Here is an 18,159-nt window from a genome sequence, read left to right as displayed (position 1 = left end):
AATCAATATTGTTAGTACACGCATCATATATGCTACTATTTGCTTGATATTGTTATGTTGTGTTTTTCTTGCAATTTAGCATAGATGGATAACCTAATGGATTATACACCAGTCTATTTATTTCATGGCCTAGTTAATTGGCAGAATGCACCCTCGTATATTTACTTAAGCACATGCCAGAAAAAAGTACCTCTTGGTTTTCCTAATAAGCGGAGTCTTTATGCGTAGCCTTTTTTGGATAGGACTAACTGCTAATGAATGGAATGCCTTTAATTTTGGTTGTAGAACATAATCTACATGATTTAGAGCTACTTAATTCTCATCTAAGAATATTAAATTTTTCATGCATTTGTACCAAGCAAGGGGTGAGGGCTGTGATGTTAGCACAAACTCATCAACCAGATTTAATCCTACTAGATACGATGCTATCTAATTTGAGTGCTAACCGAGTAATTGATGACCTCAAACACAATTCAAAAACTGCTACTATTCCAATTATTGCAGTAACCCCTCTAACAGAGGTACAAGATGATGAATCCACTATGCTTGCAGGATTTGATGATTGTATTACTAAACCCTATGATTTTAATCAATTAGAAGTGGTAATCAGTCGGCATATTCCAGTCTCAAAACTTAAGTATTCAATATTACAAATAAGTGAGCGTAAATAATTGTCGTTGGGATAAGGCAATAGGGTTTTAGCCTAGTTCATTTTTATTTACATAGTTTGGTTTTATGATGCTAACTTACTTATAGCGATTCCCAGTTATGTGAGGTACAGATAATATTTTGAAACGCAAAGGGACGCAAAGTAAAGCGCAGAGGTACGCAGAGATTTGCACCTCAGCAGACTAGGAAACGCTATAGTAGATGTTCAAGAAATAGACGGAGAGACTTTTCTGTAGTTGTGCAATATATTTATTACGGATTTGTTTAAAATAATTATCTAATTTGAGGAATGTAAAAGTTATTAATCAATGTTAATGAAGTCTCCCATTAATTACTGCATTGATGGTAATTTGTTGATGGGTAATCAGCTTATTTTGTGTCCAATAAGTGTAGACATCGCCTGCATTTCCTAAACCAGGAATAATATAGCTATATTATTCCAAATTATCATCTATTAAATATGTATAGAATATCACATCATAATATTGCCCAGCTCGATACCTTATGGTGCAGCGAATAAGCAGACAGTTACATATATCTGCACCAAACACAAAGACTTCATCAACGGCTTGTTAGGATAACCGATCGCAGCCAGATCGCTGAGAATATGCACGGTCAACACCTTCAAAGGCGATCGCATCAACAACGCTATAAATATGCTCTTAGTTTGTTCAAATAAAGTAGGACGCAACTGTGCTTCTGCAATCCCAAAGTGCTTGCTAATTTCTGGTAAATCCCAAATTAGGCATAGTCATTATTTCTTTAGGGATGTTTTCTCCGCTATTAGTCACTAGGAATGCGTCAACTACCTCTAGCGAGTTTTTATTTTTATGACCCTGAATGTCGAGTGTAATATTAGTCATATTGCTGAATACAATAAAGCACACAGGAAATTCATAAATAGCGATTAATCAGCGTGAATTTAAAGATGACTTTAAAAATGGCTCAGTAGATATATTTTGTGAGAAAGTTAATACAAAGGTATATTCACTGATTTCAAATTCATGGATTCTTTATCTATCAATTCCTTACTTGAAGAGTTGAAAAACCCCGATGCTACAGTCCGGGACAAAGCAACCAGAAAAATTTGGCGGATTTGGTTTCAGCAAAAGGGAATCTATGGGCTGGAAATAATTGACCGTAGTCAAAAGTTACTGGATGCGGGTGAAATTGCTGAAGCTGAAACAGCGCTAACGGCACTAATTAAAGACCAGCCAGATTTTGCCGAAGCCTGGAATCGTCGTGCTTTCCTCTATTACAGTATTGGTGATTATCAAAAATCTTTGGCAGATTGTCAGATGGTTGTACAAATAAATCCGATACATTTTGGGGCACTTCACGGTATGGGGTTGTGTTATGCAGCACTAGGAGAATATGGTGAAGCTATCCGAGCTTTTAAACGTGCTTTAGAAATTCAGCCCTATTCACTAGTGAATCAAAAGTTGATTCTAGAATGTACATTTAGATTCAGCTACAACGGCAGATAGGAGAAAGCATCATACTGTTTTATGAATCTGTCATCACCCTCATCAACAGCAATTCATCGCCTTAGTCGCCGCAATTTTATTCAATACGCTTCTATCTGGATTGGTAGCAGCGTTATTGCTGCTTGTACTAACAGCAACCAACCATCAACTAGCAATTCTCAGTTGGATAAAGTTACGTTAGGTAAAAACTGGATAGCACAAGCAGAACACGGCGAATTTTACCAGGTGATAGCCACTGGTATCTACAAAGACTACGGTTTAGATGTCAATATCAAAATGAGTAACTTTCAGCTTTCCAGCGCTACTCAATTATTGATGGGGGGTACGGTAGATTTCTTTATGGCATTGATGCCGTGAACGCCATAGCACAAAGTATTCCCAAAATTACAGTCGCAGCAATTTTCCAGAAAGACCCTTGGTGTCTTATTACACATCCCAACTCAGCAATTAAAATCCTTGCCTACTTCAAAGGCAAACCAATTTATATTAAATAAGTGGCATGAAAGTGCTGTAAAAAATGAGAATTAAAATTTAAAAACACAGAGGAGTTAATTCTCTGCGAACCCATGCGTCCCTATGCGTCAAAAAAAGGATATCAACTATGACGATAAAATTGGATGCCCTGATTAATTCTCTAGAAGGTATAGAAACCATTACCGATTCTGCCCAAGTAGCAAAATTATCTCAGGATTATCACAACTTTAGCCCGGTACTGATACCGAAACTAGAGGGGAAAGTCGGGGATATTGTAGTGCGTCCCGCCAATGAAGCAGAGGTTTTAAAAGTTGCAGCTGCCTGTGCGAAACACCGTATACCCGTGACAGTGAGGGGTGCGGGAACAGGAAATTATGGGCAATGCGTACCCTTACATGGCGGTGTAATCCTAGATATGACCCGGATGCAAGGGATTCCTTGGATAAAACCGGGGGTGGCGCGGGTAGAAGCTGGCGTGAAGTTGGCGGCTTTGGATAAAAAAGCCAGAGAGATTGGCTGGGAAATTCGGATGGCACCCTCGACTTACCGCACAGCGACAATTGGCGGATTTATTGCTGGGGGAAGTGGGGGTGTTGGCTCGATCCAATATGGGTTACTAAGCGATCGCGGTAATATCTTAGCACTGCGAGTAATAACTGTAGAAGATGAACCTCGTGCGATCGAATTACGCGGTGATGATGTACACAAGGTGAATCATGCTTGGGGAATTAACGGCATCATTACCGAAGTAGAAATCCCATTGGGGCCAGCTTATCCTTGGGCAGAAGTCATTGTCACATTTGACGACTTTATGACAGCAGCAAAATTTGGTCAGGCTCTTGGTAATGCTGATGGCATGATTAAAAAGTTGATTTCTGTCTTTGCATCCCCAATACCCCAATATTTTCACGCCCTACAACAGTACATTCCTGAAGGGACTCACGCAGTATCTTTGATAATTGCTGAATCGAGTTTGGAATTCTTACCGGGTTTGGTGCAGCAATATGGCGGCCAAATTACTTATGAAAAACCAGCCGAGGAAGCAGCCAAAGGAACACATTTAATAGAATTTAGCTGGAACCACACTACCTTACACGCCCGGAGTGTAGATACTACAATTACCTACTTACAAAGTATGTTCCCTAGCCATTGCAGTTTGCAAGTGGTAGAGCAGTTCTATCATCACTTTGGCGATGAAGTGATGATGCATTTAGAATTTTTTCGCCTGAACGGTGCTGTAGTTATTGCTGGTTTGCAACTTGTTCGCTACACCACAGAAGAACGCCTCAATGAAATTATTCGCTATCACGAAGAACAAGGTGTAAGTATTGGCAATCCCCACACGTATATTATGGAAGACGGAGGCAGAAAAGTTATTGCTCCTGAACAGTTAAAATTTAAAGAAATAGTTGACCCATATCGGTTGATGAATCCTGGTAAAAGCAAGGTTATTCAATTACCAATTCAAAATTAAACCTCATCTATGTTGAAACCTAGAGTTTTTTAAAGGATATATTTATGTAATGTTGGGTTGCGTTTCACTCCACCCAACCTACAAAACTATGGTTCTCAAGGTAGACGAGGTTTAGCAACCTACAGAAACACATACAGCAGACTTCAAGTTGGGTGTTATATACAAGCTAAGTCAATAAAGCGTGTTTTAGTTCTGTTAGGGGCGCGTAGCCCTTTCTGGCTCCTTAATTCTGCTGTATCAAAATTTTCTCTTTAATAATGAATACTGAAATAAACTCCAGAATAACTGTTGCTTTAACCATTGCTGGTTCAGATAGTGGTGGTGGTGCAGGAATTCAAGCTGATTTACGCACTTTTGCTTTTCACTGTGTCCACGGTACTAGCGCTATAACCTGCGTCACGGCACAAAACACTCTAGGAGTGAAAAGGGTAGATGCTATGGCAACAGAGGCTGTTGTGGCGCAAATTCAGGCAGTAGTTGAGGACATTGGTGTGCAATCTGCCAAAACCGGTATGTTGCTCAATCAGGAAATTATTTTTGCTGTTGCCCAGCAGGTGGAAGCTTTAGAAATCGAGAATCTAGTAGTTGATCCAGTAATGGTGTCACGTACAGGCGCACAATTGATTGATGATGATGCTGTGAAGACTCTATCCCATGTCCTGATTCCCAAGGCTGTTATCATCACGCCGAATCGCTACGAGGCCCAGATTTTAAGCGGGTTAGAAATTAATTCCGTGGAGGATATGCAAGCTGCTGCTGAAATTATTCACAAGACTTTACGGACGAAGGCTGTTTTAGTCAAGGGCGGCGGTATGCAGGGAGATTTGCGTGGCGTTGATATCTGGTTTGATGGGGACAAGTTAGAAGTTTTGACTTGCCAGCAAGTAGAGACAAAAAATACTCACGGTACTGGGTGTACACTATCAGCTGCGATCGCTGCTAATCTGGCTAAGGGAAATGACTTGTGGTCGTCAGTGCAACAGGCTAAGGAGTATGTGACTACTGCACTCACTTACGCCCTAGATATTGGCAAAGGGCAAGGCCCTGTAGGACACTTCTTCCCATTGTTACGAAATTAACCTCGTAGTCAGTTATCAAGAGGACTGAGAACTTGGGCAGAGAGCAGAGGAGAAGAGTTTTCCCCTCTGCCCCCCGCACCCCGCCCCTCTGCCTCTTTCCAATGCCCAAATAACAAATCTTTGCCCTTTCGGAATTTTTCTATTATTCTTGGGCATAGTTTCAGGGCTGACTATCTCTGTTAGCATCTCTGTACGATCTACTTACCTTGATTTTTAATACCAAGCCACCGATGCGAACAACCATAGGTTCTGTTCACAGAAATTCGCCAACACCGACTACTCAAGCCTACCCTCCCTCTGTACCACTATCTGTATACAGAGAATTGTCAGCAGAGTTGCAAGCAGCACAGGCGAGGCTAAATGCACTCACTACCCAAAATCAGCAACTAACACAAGAAAATCAACTATTACGCCAAGAAATTATCAAAGTTGTTGATTCTTTTTCTCATTTGCAAAATTTTGTGGATTCCCATGTTGCGCCTAGCTATCAGCAAGCCACCCAAGCTTCTAGCGATGTGAAAAGCGCCGCTAAAGTGCCAGTAACTCAAGCGCCTCCACGCCAGCAGGTTGCTCATCCGCGTCCACCTGCTGTCTCCAAAGCCCCACCCGAAAAAAGCCGTCGCCAAAACTTTGCAACACCTGTAATGGAAATGAATTTCCCCATACAAGAACCAGTTTTTATAGAAGAGCAACAAGTAAGTTATTATTCCACTACTGAGTCAGATCCCAAGGGACTCAATGGCTGGTGGTTAATTATCACCATCTTGCTAATTATGCTTACTGCCTTTAGCGCTGGATATTTCGTTGTACGTCCTTTGTTTGAACATCAGAAACGTTAGTTGACATTCCCGCAGTCAGCAGCAGGCTAACGAACAATTTCTCTGCAATCACTCTCTAAATATCTGAAGATATCTGCTAAATAGCGAAATTTATCTATTTTTAGGTTATAAAAGCTACATAATATGCTAGCTTGACAGCAAATTCTTTATATTAGAACCTCAAAGATTATTTAATTAATAAATCCTTGCTGGTTCTCATGTCTCAAACATCAAGCAAAGAATCTACACTTTAAAAAAGTGGTAATTATTACATATCTTTTAGGAAAAGCACTGGTAGTTACAGCTTCAGACAAAGGATCTGGTTAGATATATAAACGAAGCTAGTAGAAGTCAGGAGTCAAGAAGATGAAAAAAGTAGAAGCTATTATCCGCCCATTTAAGCTAGATGAGGTAAAAATTGCCTTGGTTAACGCAGGTATTGTTGGTATGACTGTTTCTGAAGTTCGGGGGTTCGGACGGCAAAAAGGCCAAACTGAACGGTATCGTGGTTCTGAGTACACCGTTGAGTTTTTGCAAAAACTCAAAGTGGAAATCGTCGTTGACGACAATCAAGTTGATATGGTGGTAGACAAAATTATTGCTGCTGCCCGCACTGGTGAAATCGGCGATGGTAAAATTTTCATCTCGCCTGTTGAGCAAGTGATTCGGATTCGTACTGGCGAAAAGAACACAGAAGCAGTTTAAAAAAGTTATGAGTTAAGAGTTATGGGTTGTGAGTCAGGACTAAATGAATGAAGATTTAACAGAATTCATAAATCCTACTCTTGTACAGACGCGATTAATCGCGTCTCTACTCCTAACTCCTAACTCTCTCCAGTTGCGGAAGTAAAGCTGTAAAAGCCTTGCCTCGATGACTTATTGAACCCTTCAACTCTCGTGTCATCTCAGCAAAGGTCAATTGCAACTCTTGCACATAAAAAATTGGATCGTACCCGAAACCACCATCACCACGAGGTGCGTGAAGAATTTCACCACGACAAATACCTTCAGATTCTAATGCGATCGCACCATCAGGACGAGCGATCGCTACTGCACAGACAAATTGAGCTTGTCGATTTACCTCGTTGCCTAATTCTTTCAATAACCTAGCAATCCGTTCTGAGTCGGTTTTGGCGTAACGTGCAGAATAAACCCCTGGTGCGCCATTTAGGGCATCTACTTGCAAACCCGAATCATCAGCAATCGCCCAGTTCCCCGTAGCTTTAGCAATTTGTGATGCTTTCAAACAAGCGTTGGCGGCAAAGGTTTCGCCTGTCTCTTCAATTTCTAATTCTTCAGGTTTGAGGGTTAATTCCCAACCAGAATTTTCCAGGTAAGCCTGCATTTCTCGCAACTTACCTGGATTTCCTGTGGCTACTACAAGTAATTTGGTCATTTGTCATTTGTCATTGGTCATTGGTCATTAGTCATTTGTCCTTGGTAAATGACTAATGACTAATAATAAATTTTACCCCGCCCACTGTTTCGCCCAAGCAAGAGTTTGATGCACTTGCTCAATTGTCGAGGCTTCGCAGTAGAGGCGTAAAACTGGTTCAGTACCGCTAAACCGGATCATTAACCAGCTTTTATCAGCGAGGCGATATTTGTAGCCGTCAATTGTTTGGCAATCAATTACTGCTTTACCTGCAATTTCTGTTAAGGGTTTGGTTTGCAATTGTTGCAAAAGACGCGATCGCACTTCCATACTTGCTAAGGGTAAATCAATGCGATCGTAAGCTGAGATAAAACCTGTCTGTTTTTGCAAGTAGCGATTATACTCGCCTAAATCCAAACCAGATTCTACAATCGCCTCTAGGACGTACAATGCTGACAGCAGGGCATCGCGTTCGGGAATATGGCTGCCATAGCCAATTCCTCCCGATTCTTCGCCACCTAGCAACACTTTTGCTACTAACATTCTGTCAGCAATATATTTATAACCAACTGCTGTCTCAAAGACTGAGAGGTTATGCAGTGCTGCTACAAGGGGCATCAAGTCGGAACCACTGACAGTTTTGACTATTTCTCCACTAAAACCGCGCCGTAGGGTTAAGTGGTCGATTAATATCGGTATTAAGACTTGGGAACTTAGGAAGTTTGCTTCTCCATCCACTGCTGCAATGCGATCGCAGTCTCCATCAAATACCAACCCCACCGTTAAACCTGATTTATCGGTTTCTCGGTGAGTCTTGATGACTTCAAATAGCTTTGAAAGGTATTTAGGCAAGGGTTCCGGCGCACCACCACCAAATAGGGGGTCACGTTCGCTGTTAATTTCCTTGACTTGATTGCCTAGTAGTCTCGCCAATCCGCCAGCCGCAGCGCCATGCATGACATCGGCAAATAACGTTAATTTACCAGATGCGATCGCTTCTCGAAGTTTGGCAATATCAACTTTACGTTCTAGCGCTTGGGTATAACTGGGCCAAGGATCGAATTTCTCTTGCTTACCTGGGGTAGCTGCTAGAGGTACTCCCACTGACAACTGCTCTTCTATTTTTTTTGTGACTTCTGAAGGTACTGATCCACCAAAATAACCCTTGACTTTTAAACCCAAATATTTACCAGGGTTATGGCTGGCCGTAATTACCAGCGCCCCTAAAGCATTGAGTTCTTTTGCTGCCCAACTATAAGCTGGGGTTGGGGCATAGCTCTCGCTCAATAGCACATCAAATCCCACAGCACTGACAGTATCGGCAACAGCACGAGCAAAGTCTTCAGCCATGAATCGGCGATCATAACCGACAATTATTGTCCGGCTACCCACCGTAGAAAAATACGTATCATATAATACTTTTGCGGCAACTGGCGCGACCAGGGCTAGACGTTCAAAGGTGAACTCGTCACCGATAACGCCCCGCCAGCCGTCTGTACCAAACTTAATTGAGTTAGTTACAACTGGCATCTAGGTATCCTAACTGTCTACTTGAGGATTCTAGCATTTATACAGTGTGCAGAGTAAAAAAAGAATCTAGTAAAAATATGTACTAATAATATTAGGTTGCTTCAACATAAAAGTTAGCGAATTTTTGGATGTAGAGGTGCGAGCGTATCCTATTTTCCTCGTGTTTGACATCTGGAGTTTGAATTTGTAAGCTTGCTTAATCTCATCAATAGAAGCATCAGATGAAACACCTAAAACCTGGTAACACTGCTCTAGATTATCGACAGATAAACCCTCCTAGTAATTAAACATACTTAATACTAAAATTCCCGATTTATCTAAGTTACTGTTGAGTAAAATCTGCTTGCTAATAAGAGCGGTTATTATACGTACACAAATCTATTTCTAGATACAAACATTAATAATCCTTAATAGTATTAACTATTAAGGATTGTTAACATGAGCAAAAACTGCTCACAAACCTGATTTTTCCTTAAAAATCATCGAGAAACTGACTAAGGCGACTGATTACGGGGTCAACCTCTTGAGGAGGGGTAGCAACAGTATAAGAAGTATTATTTACTACTTCTAATTGACTTGGAGACGGAATGAATGATCGATCATTGACTATGAGCGCCAGTTGTGCAACTTGTTGAGAAAGTTGCAGTAGATGATGTTCCATCGCCTCCAAACGATTAGATCCCTTGGCAAAAAAACGTTCCTCAAGTCCAGCCACTTGACGTTGCAGTTCACCGATTTGTTGTTCAATCGGTGTTGTTGCCGCTGTTTGTGGAGCAGGTTGTACAGATTCCGGTACACATAAAGATTGCCACAAGGCTTCTTTACAGAGGTCGCTGAAAGTCTTGTCTGGTTGTTTTTCCAAATAACTTTCTACTTGCGCTAACAAGCTTTCATCAGCAAGCTCTGGGTTGAACGTGACGGATTTAACTACCTTTTTTGACCATTGGAACATCAGCTTTATGCCCTAGCAGCGCGATTGGAGGATAATTGTGCCTCTCCATAAATATACTGCCCCAAAGCATTCGCCTGACGGGAAGGTGCTGCTAAATGAGCATTAATCTTTGCTTCCTTGAGTAGACGTTGAACGTCGTCCCAGAAGAACTCACCACCGCCACCAGTGAGAATCACATCGGTGACGCGTTCTGGCAACCAGGCTAGCACACGGCTACAGATTTCGCGCGAAAACATCTCTGTAAGGTTGGGAAGAAAATCGTCTAGGTTGGTGGGCTTGCTAGCGCCTTTAGGACGGTAATAGCGTTCACCTCTGGGTTTGTTAACAGCAGAAATCAGCGCCAGAGATTGACTATCTGCTCCCTCGATTTCGGCAGACACCAATTCATAAAACTTATTCATACCGAAGTCTTCGCTCTTAGAAGCACCTCTGGCAAAACGGAAGTTATCTACCATCAAAAGATCGACAGTTTGATGTCCAATATCAACGATCGCTACCGATATTTTTGTAAAATCGGGACTGCTAGGACTTTTCTTCGGTTGAGCTTCAGACCACAGCAGGCTACCGTAGCCCTCTGGCATTACCCATACCTTACTCACATTCAACGATATAGATTCGCCTCGGAAGTTCAAGACATGAGGGCCACCTACTTGGCTAATCAACTGTGCTTTTTCCTTTTCAAATTGCTCTAAAGAAAGAAAAGGCAGACCAAGTACAACTGAGATATCGTCTCTGAGTTTGAAGTAGCCAGCACTTGCTAACACTTTTACCAATGCAGCCTCTACCTTAGATTGGCCGACTCCTAGATTGGCCCCAAAATCTGCTGCTAGTTGACCAACAGCATATCCATTTCCTTGATACTCCAGCCACAAATCCATTAAGGGGTCAGTAGCTCTGGCTTCAAAAACACCACCGCGTACTTGTTCTATTGACATCTGCTTAACGTTGGCCGGTACGAATACCACGCTACCGGGTTCACGACTCACACAAGTTTTTGTGGAAGTTCTACCTAAATCAACACTGAGAATGGTTTTCCCTGAACCACCGCCTGACTTGGTAGTAGCGGGAGGATTATTATTAACAGCATTTATGGGAGTCGTCGATGCTAACGGCTGCCTATTCATGGGTATAGCAGCACTATTCATAGGGTTAGCGGCGGAAGGTTGGTCTGTCATGAAAGCTCCTAGTTCAAACTTAACTGTAAAAAGTTGTCATGCTCATCTTACAAAAATGCGAGCAACCAGAAATTCTAGGTTGCGTCAAGTGTAGCTAGAAATACGCCAAAAATTAATTTTGACCATATCTCCGATGGGCTTTGCCTTCGTACATCTAGTATTATTTGGCATAGTGTAGGCGAATTTTGGCCAGATGTAACCCCTGCTTTCACTGCTTTCAAACCAAAAGCGTCCGTATTTCATCTTCTAGTACGTCTTAACTGGCGCTTGAATATCCAGAAAACAAATGCTAGAACCAAACCGCCAAGTACGATTTTGGATACAGGAGCAAGGTACTTATCCACAAGTTCATACTGACTACCCAATATGTATCCAGAGTATGTTAGCAAACCCACCCAAGCCGCGCTACCTACTGTTGTGTAAAACAAAAATGGTAGTAAGGGCATATTGCTGATCCCTGCGGGAACAGAAATCAAGGTGCGGATTCCTGGTACAAGACGACCTATTAATACTGCTTTTTTACCTTGTCGGTCAAACCACTCTTTGGCCTTGGTAATATCTTTACTAGATATAGCCAGCCATTTGCCATACTTGTCAGCCCAAGCTTTCAAACGAGTTTCACCCAAAAACTTACCTGGATAGTACCAAATAAGTGCGCCCAATACAGAACCCAAAAGTCCTGCGAAAAACACACCAATGATATTTAGCTTTGCCCCTCCTGGTTGATATGGACTTGCTGTAAATCCAGCCAGTGGCATAATCAATTCTGAAGGGATTGGGGGAAAAAGGTTCTCTAGGAACATTAGTAGGGCGATTCCCCAATAGCCAAAATAGTTGATAGTGTTAGTTATCCATTCAAGCATCGAGTCAATTCCTGAAATTGCTGCACTAGTCTTGTTACTAAGATTGAGCCTTAGTTTTTTTAAAGGTAATTATCCCCGCTTGCTAGAGCCAAGGTAACTGGGTTGCACTAAAAGAAAGTTGCATCGCAACTTAAAAATAGACGAAGACAAGTGGAAGCTAGGGGTCTGTTTCATTAATTTCGAGGTTTAGAAAAGTTCGTAAGTAGCTCTAATTCTTGAAATTGAGCGATAAATCGCTCACTACGAACCTCACAAAATTAATGAAACGAACCACTAGGTTTTGTTTTCTAATTTTTTAGATCCCCCTTAGTCAGTTTTATAAAAAGACTAGGGAGGATCTAAAGACTTGATGGCAAATTTAAAAACATACTCTAGGGTTTTATTCTGAGTTGGTGGCTGTGGGGGAGTAGGGAGAAAATTTTACCTTGTCCCCCTCATCCCCCATCCCCTCTTCTTTTAGGCTGTCGGGGTCAGTGATTGTACCCTTGGTTCCGATTGCCAGTCTAATGGATTCCAAACTCGATCTTCCAGCGCCATCTGTTCAATTAAACTTGCCAGTCTCAGCGCTTTGAGAGCTTGTTCACCACCTACTGAGGGTTGATTGCCACCATGTACACAGTTGACAAAATGTTCTAATTCCGCACTTAGAGGTTGAATATTGCTGGTGTAGACTTTTTCAATCACACCATCTTGCCTGTAAAGTACTTGTCGGTGGTCGGTGAGAGAATTGGCAGGCGTTTGTCGGTGAATCAAAATTTCATTCTTGAGAAAATCTGCCTCAGTAAATGAATTTTTGCAATGGGCGACAATCCGGCGAATTTTTCGGTGAGTGACTTTACTGGCAGTCAGAGTAGCAACAATACCATTGGCAAACCCCAAAGTGGCAGTTACGTAATCTAAATAACCAGAGTCCAAGGAGCGAGTACCGCTAGCAGTCAATTTTGTGACTGGGGAAGCAGCTAATTCCAAAAGTAGGTCGATGTCATGGATCATTAAATCCAGCACAACCGAAACATCGTTTGCCCGATCTGAGTAAGGACTCATTCTGTGGGCTTCTAGCGCCAGCAATTCCTCGGTTTTCAGAACTTGGCTCAGTTCTTTAAAAGCTGGGTTGAAACGCTCAATATGACCTACTTGCAGGATACACTGAGACTCTGCCGCCGCATTTACTAAAGACTCTGCCTCAGAAATACTGGCTGCGATGGGTTTTTCAATCAAAACATGAATTCCCGCTAGCAGACAGCTAATGCCCACGGCATAGTGCAGACGGGTGGGAACCGCTACACAAACTGCTTCCACAAGGGGTAGCAGGTCACAGTAATCTTCAAAAAAACGCACCTTGTACTTGCTGGCAGTTTCTAATCCTCGTTCGACGTTAATATCTGCCACTCCAACCAGTTCAACATCTTTCATTGAACTCAGCACGCGAGCGTGGTGTTGTCCCATGTTACCCACTCCAATCACGCCTATGCGGATCGGTCGTGGCTGGTTGCGCTGTGTATATAGATTCGGTTCTGCCACTGACATGCTATCTTGCACTATTATTCTCTCCTCAACCACCAAATTTAGAGACGCTACGGCCGTTGGCGTTTATACTCGAAAGCCAGTTACGATCCGTCTAAAACCATCCAGATGGTAACATAGAGCCTATGTTTATGAAGAATTTCAAAGTTTGCGATCGGTTCCCGTAATCCAAACATCTTTTGTATAGATAGTTCGGGTTTGTTTTTGATTTTGCACTTTCTACAAAAAAAATATGTCTTTTTATTAACTTTAAAACATTCAGTAAGACTTAAGTGTAAATTCTCCAAAGTTTTCAGGGTCAGCTTCCTCGGTTCGGACTTCTCTCTGGGATACCGTTAGGTAATTAGTTACTGAGAGCAATATCTAATTGACAACACTAAAATTACAAAATAGTCAAAAATAATACTTAAGCTTTTTTCAAAAAAATATTCTCAGCAATTATTGTCACTGATTAACGGAAAAGATTTTTGTATGATTGTTTGCAGTAGCTACCGTAGAAACGTATTCTTGCAAAGAAACAAGCTACTAGCAGCGTCTCGTAGAGAAGATATCACAGCACTTTTTGAGATTTAGGAATCTTTTTGGCATTGCTTCCTGGCATCTTGTTAAGGTGTAATTTGGCGATTTAAAATTCAAAATTTGCAATCGAGATGAAAGCTGTAATTCTGTTATCTGGGGGATTGGACTCTTCCACAATTCTGTATCAAGCTAAGGCTGATGGCTGTGAATGTCATGCTATTTCCTTTGATTACCAGCAGCGACACCGACGAGAGTTACAGTCAGCCCTGACTGTTGCTAAAAAGGCTGCGATCGCAAAACATCAGGTAGTGAATTTTGATTTACGTCAATGGGGTGGTTCAGCACTTACCGATGACGCGATTGATCTACCCCAAGAGCGATCGCTGGATGAAATGTCTCAAAATATTCCTGTGACTTATGTTCCGGCTCGTAATACGATTTTTTTAAGCTTTGCTCTTGGCTACGCCGAAACGATCGCGGCTGAACGTGTCTATATCGGTGTCAACGCTTTAGATTATTCAGGATATCCTGACTGTCGCCCCGACTATATCCAGGCAATGCAGGAAGTTTTTCGTCTGGGAACCAAACAAGGGCGTGAGGGACAGCCAATTAATATTGTTGCACCCCTAATCAACTTGAAAAAAACTGAAATCATCCAACTAGGGAACCAATTGGGAGTTCCTTGGGAGCTAACTTGGTCTTGCTATGCCGGTGATGATGTCGCCTGCGGTGTATGTGATTCTTGTCGCTTGCGGTTGGCAGCTTTTGCCGAGTTGGGACTCGTTGATCCACTGGTGTATGCTTAGTAGGCATTGGGCATTGGGAAGAGGACTTGGGGACCAGGAGAATTGGGGACAAGGGGAAAGACTTGTTTCAAATTCTCACCTCTTGTCCCCTTGTCCCCTGCTCCCCTTCTCCCTGCTCCTTGTCCCCTTCTCCCTTCCCACTTCTCCCTGCCCCCTACTCCCCTGCTCCCCTCACTTCCTCCAAGCGTCGCAGTTGAATTTGATGCAGGCGTGGGCCAACAATTGATACCACAGTGAATTCGAGATTTTCATAACAGAAGGTTTCGCCAATGGCCGGAATTTTCTGTAACTGATACAACAGAAAGCCTCCTAGTGTTTGATATTCTCTTGTCAGGGGCAAATTGAGATGCAAAACCTCGTTGAGGTCTTCGAGGTTGATTTGTGCCTGCACCAAAAATTTCTGCTCATCTAACATCTGAATCAGTAAGTCGTCACTGCTTTCAGGTTCGCTTGCATCGCCGATGATTTCGGCAATGACATCTTTTATTGTCACGAGTCCCACAGTACCGCCAAATTCATTTACTACCATGACCATAGCGGGTTTCTCTTGCTGCATCATGGGCAAAAGTTCACTTAAGGGCGTATGTTCGGGAACAAACCGAGCGGGACGCATCCAAGGTTGGATCTGTGTCTCTAAACTGAGCTTTCCCACAGCTAAAGGTTGTGCCAAATCTTTAAAATAAACAATGCCGCGAACATCGTCTAAAGATTCACCAATCACGGGGTAGCGTGAGTAACCAGTAGTAGCCATTTCTCTAAGTAATATCTGGAAAGTAGCATCTTTTGGCAGCGTGATAATACTGGTGCGTGGGATCATCACATCTTGGGCCATGACATCCCCAAACTCAAAGACATTATTGAGCAGTTCTCGTTCCGCACGCTGTAAACCAGTAGATCCCCATTCTGTAGAGATAATCAGTTGCAATTCTTCAGGAGTTACAGGCGGTCTCCAGCCTTGACCTGTGTATTGGATACCAAAAATCCGCAATAAAAAACGAGTTGATTGGTTGAGAATCCAGATGAAGGGGCCAAAAAAACGCACGATCGCTTTTACCGAAGGCCCCAAAAACCTCGCTAGCTGTTCTGAGTACAGCATGGCTAAGGATTTGGGGCATAGTTCTCCGACCACAATTTGCAAATAGGCAATAAAGAAAAAAGCGATGGGAATTGATAAGGAATGGGCGAGGAAGTTAGTCATCCCACTAGGTAAAGGCCAGGATCTTAACCAGGCATTCACCAGCACAACAATCGTGCTTTCGCCAATCCATCCCAGCGCCAAACTAGAAAGGGTAATGCCTAACTGAGTGGTAGATAGTAGTCGGTCAATACTACGTTGTAGCATTTCCACTGCGATCGCTGGAATATCCCCAGCCTTAACTAGCTGGTGAATACGCGATCGCCGCACGCTCACCATCGAAAATTCCGCCGTCACAAAAAAAGCATTTATGGCAATCAGTAGTAGCACTGACAACAACCGCAGCGCCACATCCGTCCAAATCAAATTAGGAAAACCACTCACTGCCAAAGCTCGTGTAAAACTCACGCCCTCCATTTAGGGGGATTGGGGAGTTAGGAAGGGAATAGGGTACGGGTTACAGGGTACAGATTATTCCCTATCACCTGTCACCTATCACCTGTCACCTGTCACCTGTCACCTCTTCCCTCATCCCAATTCCCAATGCCAATCTACCTTCCCACAGGAATATTCGATGCCTCTAGCTTCAATTGTTGAGCAGGATAATCAGTAAGAGCAAGTGATATTTTCTTGACATCATCAAGTAAAGCTGTGGGAATGCTCACTGTACCTGAAAATGCTGGGCCATTGACAGGCAATTCTGTTGGTAAACCCTCTGTACTAGCGCTTAGGGTTCGTCCTTTATCATCGGTAACATCTAAAAAACTATACAGAAAGCGCACAGAATCCTTACCTTTGTTCTGCATTTTCACTTTCAGTAGCAAGTCACCACCAGAGTAGCGAGCAGATTGCACAGTCATAGTTACCCCCTCGCTTTGGGCAGTAACTGGAAAGCCTGGTAGGGGTTTTTCTTCAACCACTTCTGGGGGTTTTTCCTCTGGCTTCTGCTTGCTGCTATTGGTTTCTTCGTCATCTTCCTCTAGCTTTTCCGATTTAGCAGCCTTGGTCTTACCATCAATTCGCGCCTTGACAACTTTCAGAATCTCTTCCTCTTTTAATAGCACTAGACCTCCCTGCTGAGAGGCATTTGCCTTATTGCTGGCAAATTTGGTTGTGGGACGACCATCGGGTGCAGTAACGCCTTTAAGTGCTGAACTCCCCAGTTCAAACCCCAAAAACGCGCTCACAGAACCTGCTCCCATCATCAGGATTAACAAAATCAAAGTAAGAAGTACAGTAGAATTTATTTTCATTGCTGATAAGCTATCACATAAAAATGCTGGGCTATTTAAGAATATTGAAGCTTTTGACCTCAATCCTTAAAGGAACTTAATCAATATTAGTCTGTACTATTTCATGATTAAATTATGTAGTATAAAAATTTGGTAAATTAGTGTCCAGTATTCACACGTGGTAAATTTATGCTATAATTACGGAATTGGCTAAACTCAGTGAATAAAATATTTTCCTCACTCTAAAATTAGCAAATAAGGTTGACTTAAAAAGTCAAAATAATTGGCTCGGAAAAATCCGAACAAAACAAGCGCCTTTGGCCGATTGGGGAGGCAACGAACTCATAATTCGTCTTCAGGCTGGTTCGATTCCAGCAGGGCGCACTGAATCATCAAAAAGCAGTAATAGAGGGTATGGGGCATTGGGCATGAGCAGTTGTACTGAGCATTGCTGAAGTGTTGGTTAGTAATTATTGTCCTTTGCTCCCCACTCCCCACTCGCTAATCTTACCTAGGTGGTAAAGTTTCAAATCTGAATTCAGTTCCCACTTTGAGTTTGTCGCTATTCAAACGAGGGGACATGATCAGCGATGTGTCATAAGGATTTGGTAAATCAGGGGTACGAAGATAAGGATCGTTACCAACTTGCTGAGTTAAGACATCATGATATAAAGTGTTAACCAACTCAGCATCGCGGGCAATTTCATTTTCTGGGAAGGAACCACCGAAACTAGAACCAGATCCTAGAAGTGAGTCTACCTGACGCTTGAGGCTGCCATTTTCGTAGAAATTGCGATCGTGACTAAAAAAAGCTCGTTCAAATACATCACTCGTAGTTTCAGTTCTGGGGGTTGCGGTTTGGGCAAATGCAACTGAGGGAAAAGCAATACCAGCAGCAAGCAGCACCAATAAACCACCAAAGGTTTTAAATTTTATACGCACGTTTCTGACTCCTCAATTTTCGTTTTGGGCGAATCTTAATTTATGCTTAAGTTCAGAACTCTGATGAGTTCAACCTTTGGTGTAGCACAACTTTTAATGTTTTGT

Annotated in this window: 18 protein-coding genes and 1 tRNA gene; 9 read left to right on the top strand and 10 right to left on the bottom strand. The window is 42.4% G+C overall.

The window, feature by feature from the left end; genetic code table 11:
• Positions 1 to 254 precede the first annotated feature (254 nt).
• Positions 255 to 671, top strand: coding sequence for a PleD family two-component system response regulator (locus ACFFRD_RS30400; RefSeq protein WP_179074439.1), 417 nt, complete (start codon positions 255 to 257; stop codon positions 669 to 671).
• Positions 672 to 1,171: 500 nt separating this feature from the next.
• Here the strand turns inward: ACFFRD_RS30400 and ACFFRD_RS30395 are convergent, their stop codons facing one another.
• Positions 1,172 to 1,360, bottom strand: coding sequence for a hypothetical protein (locus ACFFRD_RS30395; RefSeq protein WP_392479474.1), 189 nt, complete (start codon positions 1,358 to 1,360; stop codon positions 1,172 to 1,174).
• Between the two features lie 313 nt (positions 1,361 to 1,673).
• On the opposite strand from ACFFRD_RS30395, the gene ACFFRD_RS30390 reads away from it, so the two are divergent.
• The 6 genes from ACFFRD_RS30390 to ACFFRD_RS30365 all read left to right on the top strand — a co-directional run bounded on the left by ACFFRD_RS30390 (position 1,674) and on the right by ACFFRD_RS30365 (position 6,706).
• Positions 1,674 to 2,156 carry a tetratricopeptide repeat protein gene (locus ACFFRD_RS30390; protein WP_114084950.1) on the top strand — a complete coding sequence of 161 codons (483 nt, stop codon included), beginning with the start codon at positions 1,674 to 1,676 and terminating at the stop codon, positions 2,154 to 2,156.
• Between the two features lie 21 nt (positions 2,157 to 2,177).
• Positions 2,178 to 2,513 carry a hypothetical protein gene (locus ACFFRD_RS30385; protein ID WP_392479472.1) on the top strand — a complete coding sequence of 112 codons (336 nt, stop codon included), beginning with the start codon at positions 2,178 to 2,180 and terminating at the stop codon, positions 2,511 to 2,513.
• Positions 2,514 to 2,757: 244 nt separating this feature from the next.
• The gene (locus ACFFRD_RS30380) at positions 2,758 to 4,104 is read left to right on the top strand and encodes an FAD-binding oxidoreductase (RefSeq protein WP_392479470.1); all 1,347 of its coding nucleotides are present in this window, start codon (positions 2,758 to 2,760) and stop codon (positions 4,102 to 4,104) included.
• Positions 4,105 to 4,361: 257 nt separating this feature from the next.
• Positions 4,362 to 5,183 (top strand): bifunctional hydroxymethylpyrimidine kinase/phosphomethylpyrimidine kinase, encoded by an 822-nt coding sequence (gene thiD / locus ACFFRD_RS30375; RefSeq protein ID WP_392479469.1) that lies wholly within the window; start codon positions 4,362 to 4,364, stop codon positions 5,181 to 5,183.
• 230 nt (positions 5,184 to 5,413) lie between these two features.
• The gene (locus ACFFRD_RS30370) at positions 5,414 to 6,022 is read left to right on the top strand and encodes a hypothetical protein (protein WP_392479468.1); all 609 of its coding nucleotides are present in this window, start codon (positions 5,414 to 5,416) and stop codon (positions 6,020 to 6,022) included.
• A gap of 345 nt (positions 6,023 to 6,367) precedes the next feature.
• Positions 6,368 to 6,706, top strand: coding sequence for a P-II family nitrogen regulator (locus ACFFRD_RS30365; protein WP_012410794.1), 339 nt, complete (start codon positions 6,368 to 6,370; stop codon positions 6,704 to 6,706).
• Between the two features lie 112 nt (positions 6,707 to 6,818).
• Here ACFFRD_RS30365 and rdgB read toward each other — a convergent pair whose 3' ends face one another.
• The 6 genes from rdgB to ACFFRD_RS30335 form a co-directional block, all read right to left on the bottom strand.
• Positions 6,819 to 7,397, bottom strand: a complete 579-nt coding sequence (gene rdgB, locus ACFFRD_RS30360) for an RdgB/HAM1 family non-canonical purine NTP pyrophosphatase (protein WP_392479466.1) — start codon at positions 7,395 to 7,397, stop codon at positions 6,819 to 6,821.
• 72 nt (positions 7,398 to 7,469) lie between these two features.
• Entirely contained in the window at positions 7,470 to 8,906 is a 1,437-nt protein-coding gene (locus tag ACFFRD_RS30355) for a phosphoglucomutase/phosphomannomutase family protein (protein WP_392479464.1), read from the bottom strand.
• 472 nt (positions 8,907 to 9,378) lie between these two features.
• Positions 9,379 to 9,858 carry a plasmid segregation centromere-binding protein ParR gene (locus tag ACFFRD_RS30350; RefSeq protein ID WP_114084958.1) on the bottom strand — a complete coding sequence of 160 codons (480 nt, stop codon included), beginning with the start codon at positions 9,856 to 9,858 and terminating at the stop codon, positions 9,379 to 9,381.
• Between the two features lie 5 nt (positions 9,859 to 9,863).
• A complete protein-coding gene (locus ACFFRD_RS30345; protein ID WP_114084959.1) occupies positions 9,864 to 11,033 on the bottom strand; it encodes a ParM/StbA family protein in 1,170 nt (389 codons plus the stop codon).
• A gap of 239 nt (positions 11,034 to 11,272) precedes the next feature.
• Positions 11,273 to 11,896 carry a DedA family protein gene (locus tag ACFFRD_RS30340; protein WP_114084960.1) on the bottom strand — a complete coding sequence of 208 codons (624 nt, stop codon included), beginning with the start codon at positions 11,894 to 11,896 and terminating at the stop codon, positions 11,273 to 11,275.
• Positions 11,897 to 12,352: 456 nt separating this feature from the next.
• Positions 12,353 to 13,435: a Gfo/Idh/MocA family protein gene (locus ACFFRD_RS30335; RefSeq protein WP_114084961.1), complete on the bottom strand. Its 1,083-nt coding sequence runs from the start codon at positions 13,433 to 13,435 to the stop codon at positions 12,353 to 12,355.
• Positions 13,436 to 14,070: 635 nt separating this feature from the next.
• On the opposite strand from ACFFRD_RS30335, the gene queC reads away from it, so the two are divergent.
• The gene (queC, locus tag ACFFRD_RS30330; RefSeq protein WP_163935848.1) at positions 14,071 to 14,745 is read left to right on the top strand and encodes a 7-cyano-7-deazaguanine synthase QueC; all 675 of its coding nucleotides are present in this window, start codon (positions 14,071 to 14,073) and stop codon (positions 14,743 to 14,745) included.
• A 154-nt stretch (positions 14,746 to 14,899) separates the two neighbouring features.
• On the opposite strand, the gene ACFFRD_RS30325 is transcribed toward queC, so the two are convergent.
• Together ACFFRD_RS30325 and ACFFRD_RS30320 are read right to left on the bottom strand one after the other, a co-directional pair.
• Positions 14,900 to 16,297, bottom strand: coding sequence for a hemolysin family protein (locus tag ACFFRD_RS30325; RefSeq protein ID WP_392479459.1), 1,398 nt, complete (start codon positions 16,295 to 16,297; stop codon positions 14,900 to 14,902).
• Positions 16,298 to 16,431: 134 nt separating this feature from the next.
• On the bottom strand, positions 16,432 to 17,133 hold the full coding sequence (locus ACFFRD_RS30320; protein ID WP_114084963.1) for a hypothetical protein: 702 nt from the start codon (positions 17,131 to 17,133) through the stop codon (positions 16,432 to 16,434).
• Between the two features lie 290 nt (positions 17,134 to 17,423).
• Here ACFFRD_RS30320 and ACFFRD_RS30315 point away from each other — a divergent pair.
• A tRNA-Ile gene (locus ACFFRD_RS30315) sits at positions 17,424 to 17,496 on the top strand.
• Positions 17,497 to 17,619: 123 nt separating this feature from the next.
• On the opposite strand, the gene ACFFRD_RS30310 is transcribed toward ACFFRD_RS30315, so the two are convergent.
• Positions 17,620 to 18,054 (bottom strand): hypothetical protein, encoded by a 435-nt coding sequence (locus ACFFRD_RS30310; protein ID WP_114084964.1) that lies wholly within the window; start codon positions 18,052 to 18,054, stop codon positions 17,620 to 17,622.
• Positions 18,055 to 18,159 lie beyond the last annotated feature (105 nt).

The sequence above is a fragment of the Nostoc sp. C110 genome (assembly GCF_043099725.1).
In the GTDB taxonomy this organism is placed as follows: domain Bacteria; phylum Cyanobacteriota; class Cyanobacteriia; order Cyanobacteriales; family Nostocaceae; genus Nostoc; species Nostoc muscorum_A.
Note: the sequence above shows the minus strand (reverse complement) of the source record. Positions and strands in the feature narration are given on the sequence as shown.

Excerpts from the sequence above, each read along its gene's own strand:
- ACFFRD_RS30400 (WP_179074439.1), top strand. The coding sequence starts at position 255 with ATGAATGGAATGCCTTTAATTTTGGTTGTAGAACATAATCTACATGAT.
- ACFFRD_RS30390 (WP_114084950.1), top strand. The coding sequence starts at position 1,674 with ATGGATTCTTTATCTATCAATTCCTTACTTGAAGAGTTGAAAAACCCC.
- ACFFRD_RS30385 (WP_392479472.1), top strand. The coding sequence starts at position 2,178 with ATGAATCTGTCATCACCCTCATCAACAGCAATTCATCGCCTTAGTCGC.
- ACFFRD_RS30380 (WP_392479470.1), top strand. The coding sequence starts at position 2,758 with ATGACGATAAAATTGGATGCCCTGATTAATTCTCTAGAAGGTATAGAA.
- thiD (WP_392479469.1), top strand. The coding sequence starts at position 4,362 with ATGAATACTGAAATAAACTCCAGAATAACTGTTGCTTTAACCATTGCT.
- ACFFRD_RS30370 (WP_392479468.1), top strand. The coding sequence starts at position 5,414 with ATGCGAACAACCATAGGTTCTGTTCACAGAAATTCGCCAACACCGACT.
- ACFFRD_RS30365 (WP_012410794.1), top strand. The coding sequence starts at position 6,368 with ATGAAAAAAGTAGAAGCTATTATCCGCCCATTTAAGCTAGATGAGGTA.
- rdgB (WP_392479466.1), bottom strand. The coding sequence starts at position 7,397 with ATGACCAAATTACTTGTAGTAGCCACAGGAAATCCAGGTAAGTTGCGA.
- ACFFRD_RS30355 (WP_392479464.1), bottom strand. The coding sequence starts at position 8,906 with ATGCCAGTTGTAACTAACTCAATTAAGTTTGGTACAGACGGCTGGCGG.
- ACFFRD_RS30350 (WP_114084958.1), bottom strand. The coding sequence starts at position 9,858 with ATGTTCCAATGGTCAAAAAAGGTAGTTAAATCCGTCACGTTCAACCCA.
- ACFFRD_RS30345 (WP_114084959.1), bottom strand. The coding sequence starts at position 11,033 with ATGACAGACCAACCTTCCGCCGCTAACCCTATGAATAGTGCTGCTATA.
- ACFFRD_RS30340 (WP_114084960.1), bottom strand. The coding sequence starts at position 11,896 with ATGCTTGAATGGATAACTAACACTATCAACTATTTTGGCTATTGGGGA.
- queC (WP_163935848.1), top strand. The coding sequence starts at position 14,071 with ATGAAAGCTGTAATTCTGTTATCTGGGGGATTGGACTCTTCCACAATT.
- ACFFRD_RS30325 (WP_392479459.1), bottom strand. The coding sequence starts at position 16,297 with ATGGAGGGCGTGAGTTTTACACGAGCTTTGGCAGTGAGTGGTTTTCCT.
- ACFFRD_RS30320 (WP_114084963.1), bottom strand. The coding sequence starts at position 17,133 with ATGAAAATAAATTCTACTGTACTTCTTACTTTGATTTTGTTAATCCTG.